This window comes from Streptomyces aurantiacus JA 4570, from assembly GCF_000414115.1.
In the GTDB taxonomy this organism is placed as follows: Bacteria; Actinomycetota; Actinomycetes; order Streptomycetales; family Streptomycetaceae; genus Streptomyces; species Streptomyces aurantiacus_A.
This window is the reverse complement of the sequence record NZ_AOPZ01000199.1, coordinates 1-5,594: the sequence shown is the minus strand read 5'-3', so window position 1 is coordinate 5,594 and position 5,594 is coordinate 1. Positions and strand designations below refer to the sequence as shown.

Genomic DNA, 5,594 nt, shown 5'->3' with positions numbered 1-5,594 from the left:
CCGGCATCCGCCCCGAACATCACGTCCTTCAGCGGACGGTCAAGCAACCCGTCCAAGTGCGCACACACCTCGTCGAGCGCGTCCGCGAACACCGGGAAGGTCTCGTACAACTCCCGTCCCATACCAAGCCGCTGGCTGCCCTGACCGGTGAACAGAACGCCCAGGCGGCCCTCCACCACGGAACCCGAGACGACCCCGCGCCCGCCGGACGCGACGGTCTCAAGGCCGGTCAGGAACTCCTCGCGCTCGCGCCCGAACACCACAGCCCGGTGCTCATGCAGGGCCCGGCCCGAGAGCAACGACAAGCCCACGTCGACGGGCTCGACCTCGGCGTTTCCGGTCACGTGCTCACACAGTCGGAGTGCCTGCGCCCGCAGCGCCTCCGCGCTGCGCCCCGACACCAACCACGGCACGGCACTGGATAGAACGACCGTTTTAGCGGCCGCAGCAGGTTCCTCGACCGGCGCCTGCTCCAGGATCACGTGCGCGTTCGTCCCGCTCACGCCGAACGACGACACACCCGCGCGGCGCGGCGCGCCGTCCTCCCGGTCGGCCCACTCACGGGCCTCGGTCAGCAGCTCGACAGCCCCAGCCGACCAGTCCACGTGCGTGCTCGGCCGGTCCACATGGAGCGTCGGCGGCAGCGTCGCGTGGCGCATCGCCATGACCATCTTGATGACGCCCGCCGCATCGCCATGACCATCTTGATGACGCCCGCGGCACCGGCCGCCGCCTGCGTGTGGCCGATGTTCGACTTCACCGATCCCAGCCACAGCGGCCGTTGGCCCGCCGCCCGGTCCTGTCCGTACGTCGCGAGCAGCGCCTGCGCCTCGATCGGGTCGCCCAAGGACGTGCCCGTGCCGTGCGCCTCGACGGCGTCGACGTCACCGGCCGTGAGGCCCGCGCTCGCCAACGCGGCCCGGATCACGGCGCTCGCCAACGCGGCCCGGATCACGCGCTGTTGGGACGGACCGTTGGGCGCGGTGAGGCCGTTGCTGGCACCGTCCTGATTGACGGCGGAACCGCGTACGACGGCCAAGACCTCATGGCCGAGACGCCGCGCGTCCGACAGGCAGCGGCCGTCGGCGGCGAGGCCGCGCTGGCGGCTGAACTCGATGAAGGCGCTCGGCGTGGACATCACCGTGACGCCGCCCGCGAGGGCCAGGTCGCACTCGCCCTGGCGCAGCGCCTGTGCGGCCAGGTGCAGGGCGACGAGGGCCGACGAGCACGCCGTGTCGACGGTCATGGCGGGGCCTTCGAAGCCGAAGGCGTACGACAGACGGCCGGAGACCACGCTGGCGGCGTTGCCCGTGCCGATGTAGCCCTCGGCGCCGTCGGGCGCGTCCTTGAGGAGGTCCAGGTAGTCCTGGCCGTTCGTGCCCGCGAAGACGCCGGTGCGGCTGCCGTGCAGGGTCGGCGGCGCGATGCCGGCTCGTTCGAACAGTTCCCACGCGGTCTCCAGGAGGAGCCGCTGCTGCGGGTCCATGGCCAGGGCCTCGCGGGGCGAGATCCCGAAGAAGTCCGCGTCGAATCCGCCCGCGTCCGGCAGGAAGCCGCCCTGCCGGGCGTAGGTGGAGCCGGGCGTCGCCGGGTCCGGGTCGTACAGCGCTCCCGTGTCCCAGCCTCGGTCGGCGGGGAACTCCCCCAGCGCGTCGACGCCGTCCGCGACGAGTCGCCACAGGTCTTCCGGGGCGCCTACGCCGCCGGGGAAGCGGCAGCTCATCGACACGATCGCGATGGGCTCGTCGTCGGCCACCGTCCCGGTGGACGACGGCGTGACGGCGACAGCGACGGCGTCGGCGGCTTCGGTGCCGTCGCCGGTGAGGAGGTGGTCGGCCAGGTAGTCGGCGACGGCGCGCGGCGAGGGGTGGTCGAAGACCAGGGTGGCCGGGAGGGTCAGGCCGGTGGCGACGCCCAGCCGGTTGCGGAACTCGACCGAGGTGAGCGAGTCGAACCCGAGTCCCTTGAACGCGCTGTCCCCGGGTACGGCCTGGGTGCCGCCGTGGCCGAGCACGGTCGCGGCCTGGGTCCGGACGAGGTCGAGCAGGGTCCGCTCGGCGTCCGGGCGCGCGAGGGCGGCCAACTGCTGCTTCAGGGGCGGGGCTTCGGTGCCGCCGGGACCGGCGGGGTGCTCGGTGCGGGTGGCGGCGGCCTCCGGCAGGTCGTCGAAGAGGGTGCTGTGGCGGGTGGCGGTGAAGCCTTCCGCGAACCGGTCCCACACGATGTCGGCGACGACGAGCGCGGCGGCATCCCGGCCCGGTGGGCGCCGGGCCGTCCGGCCGCACGGCAGCGTGCGCCGCCGTGTGCCGTGTCGCGCGGCGCAGTGCCTCGGTGGCACGCGCGGGGTCCATGACCGGCAGTCCGGCCTGCCGCATCCGCTCCTCGGCGCCGTCGTCGGCGGCCATGCCGCCACCGCCCCAGGGGCCCCAGGCGAGCGAGACGGCGGGCAGTCCGGCGGCTTGCCGCCGTTCGGCGAGCGCGTCGAGGTAGGCGTTCGCGGCGGCGTAGCTGCCCTGGCCCGGCGCGCCCACGGTGCCGGTGAGGGAGGAGAAGAGGACGAAGGCGGACAGGTCCGCGTCGCGGGTCAGTTCGTCCAGGTGCCGGGCCGCTTCGGCCTTCGCGCGGAACACGGAGGCGACGCGGTCCTCGGTGAGGCCGTCGAGGATTCCGTCGTCCAGGACTCCGGCCGTGTGGAAGACACCGGTCAGCGGTGCGTCGCCGGGGATCTCGTCCAGGAGCCGCGCCAACGCCTCCCGGTCCGCCGCGTCACACGCCGCGATCGTCACGCGTGCACCCAACTCCTCCAGTTCTGCCTGGAGTTCGGGCGCGCCGGGGGCGCCGGGGCCGCGGCGGCTGGTCAGGACGAGGTGCTCGGTGCCCTCGCGCGCCAGCCAGCGGGCGACGTGTGCGCCGAGGGCGCCCGTGCCGCCGGTGACGAGGATCGTGCCGCCGCCCGGGGTCGGGGTCCACTCCCCCGCCGGGTTCTCGGACGCGTCGCCGAACGGTGCGCGCACCAGTCGGCGCCCGAACACGCCGGACCCGCGCACCGCCACCTGGTCCCGCGCACCGCCACCTGGTCCTCGCCCGACGCCGCGCCGAGGACCTGGGCGAGCCGTGTCGTCGCGCGCGCGTCCGGCGTCCCGGGCAGGTCGACCAGTCCGCCCCAGCGCTCCGGGTGTTCGAGGGCCGCGACCCGGCCCAGACCCCACACGGCCGCACGGTCGGCCTCGGCCACGGCGTCCGACGCGCCCACGGAGACCGCGCCCCGCGTCGCCACCCACAGCGGCGCGGCCACGTCCGCGTCGCCCAGGGCCTGGACGAGGGCGAGGGTGCGGAGCACGTCGGCCGGGACGGTTTCGCCGTCGACGGCGTGCGTCTTCGACGTCTCCGGCGCCTCCGACCGTTCCGGCGTCGGCCCGCAGGCGAGCAGGGACAGCACCCCGGTGACGGGGGTGCCCTGCTCCTCGCTGCCGCCGTGGTCCGCGAGGGCGGCCCTCACCTGCTCCCGCAGCTCGCTTCCGCCCGCGTCCCGCGGCTCCACCCGCAGCACGCGCGCACGTGCCCCGCCCTGCTCCAACGCCCTTACAGAGGCGTCGGTCCACGGCTCGTCCGTCTCCCCGGCGGGGGCGACGACCAGCCACGTGCCGGTGAGCGCGGGCCGCGCCACCTTGGCCAGGGGCTTCCACGCGATCCGGTACTGCCGGCGGTCCAGCTCGGACTGCTCGTGCCGCTGCCGCCGCCAGGCCGTCAGGGCGGGCAGCACGGACCGGAACGGCGCCTCCTCGTCGACCTCCAGGGCGCCCGTCAGCGCGGCGAGGTCCTCGTCCTCCACGGCCTGCCAGAAACGCGCGTCCACGGGGTCCGCGCCGCCGCCCGCCGCGGCCGCCGCGGTCTGCTCCAGCGGGTTGAGCCAGTAGTGCTCGTGCTGGAAGGCGTACGTGGGCAGGTCCACGCGGCCGCGGGGCGTGGCCGGGGCGTAGAGCGGGGTCCAGTCGACCTCGACGCCGCGCACGTACGCCTTGGCGAGGGCGGTGAGGAAGGTGTCCGTTTCCGGGCGGTCCTTGCGCAGGGCGGCGATCAGGCCGGTCTGCGCGGCCGGGTCGGTCACGGTGTCGTGGGCCATCGCCGTCAGGACGGAATCCGGGCCCAGTTCCAGCAGCGTCGACACACCGAAGTCGGTGAGGGCAGTCAGGCCGTCGTGGAAGCGGACGGCCTCGCGGATGTGGCGGACCCAGTACTCGGGGTCCTTGAGTTCGTCGGCGGTGGCGAGGCGTCCTGTCAGGTTCGAGACGACGGGCAGGGCGGTGTCCCGGTAGGTCAGGTTCTCGGCGACCTTGCGGAAGTCGTCCAGGACGGGCGCCATCAGGGGCGAGTGGAAGGCGTGCGAGACCTTCAGCCAGCGCACCTTGCGACCCTCTCCGCGCAGGGTCTCCTCCAGGCCCGCCAGAACCTCCCGGTCACCGGAGAGCACCACCTGGGCGGGGCCGTTGACGGCCGCCACACCGACACGGTCGTTCATGCCCTCCAGCAGCGGAAGGACCTCGGCCTCGGCCGCCTGCACGGCGAGCATCGCGCCGCCCTCGGGCAGTGACTGCATCAACTTGCCGCGTGCAGCCACCAGTTGGGCCGCATCCTCCAACGACCACAGCCCGGCTGCGTACGCGGCTGCCAGCTCGCCGATCGAGTGGCCGCCGACGATCTCCGGCGATCTCCGGCCGCACCCCGAAGGACTCAGCGAGGCGGTAGAGGGCCACCTCGACGGCGAACAGCGCGGGCTGCGCGTATCCCGTCTGCTCCAGCAGGTCGGCATCCGTGCCGAACATGACGTCCTTCAGCGGACGCTCCAGCAGCCCGTCCAGGTGGGCGCACACCTCGTCCAGCGCCTCCGCGAAGGCGGGGAAGGTCTCGTACAACTCCCGGCCCATGCCGATGCGTTGACTTCCCTGCCCGGTGAAGACGAGCCCGAGGCGACCCTCGACCGTCGATCCGGAGACCAGGCCCGGGCCGTCTCCGCCGTCGGCCACGGTCGCGAGGCCGGACAGGAACTCCGCCCGCTCGCGCCCGAACAGCACCGCCCGGTGTTCCAGCGGCGAACGCCCCGACAGCAGCGTCCAGCCCACGTCGACGGGGTCGAGGCCGCCGTCGGCGGTGACGTGCTCGCGCAGCCGGTCGGCCTGGGCGCGCAGGGCGTCCGCGCCGCGCGCCGACACCAACCATGGCACCGCAGTGGATAGAACGCTCGTTTTAGTAGCTTCAGTTGGTTCCTCCGCCGGAGCCTGCTCCACGATCACGTGGGCATTCGTGCCGCTCACGCCGAACGACGACACTCCGGTGCGGCGCGGACGTCCGGCCTCCGGCCACGCGCGGGCCTCGGTCAGCAGTTCGACGGCGCCCGCCGACCAGTCGACGTGCGTGCTGGGCATGTCGGTGTGCAGGTTCTCGGGCAGCAGGCCGTGCCGCATCGCCATGACCATCTTGATGACGCCGGCGACGCCCGATGCGGCCTGGGTGTGCCCGATGTTGGACTTCACCGAGCCGAGGAGCAGCGGCCGGTCGGCGGGCCGGTCCTTGCCGTACGTGGCGAGCAGCGCCTG

At 73.9% G+C, this 5,594-nt stretch carries 1 pseudogene; it reads right to left on the bottom strand.

Annotated elements, in window-relative coordinates:
- A pseudogene (locus STRAU_RS44935) lies at positions 1–5,594 on the bottom strand (SDR family NAD(P)-dependent oxidoreductase); the annotation flags it as partial.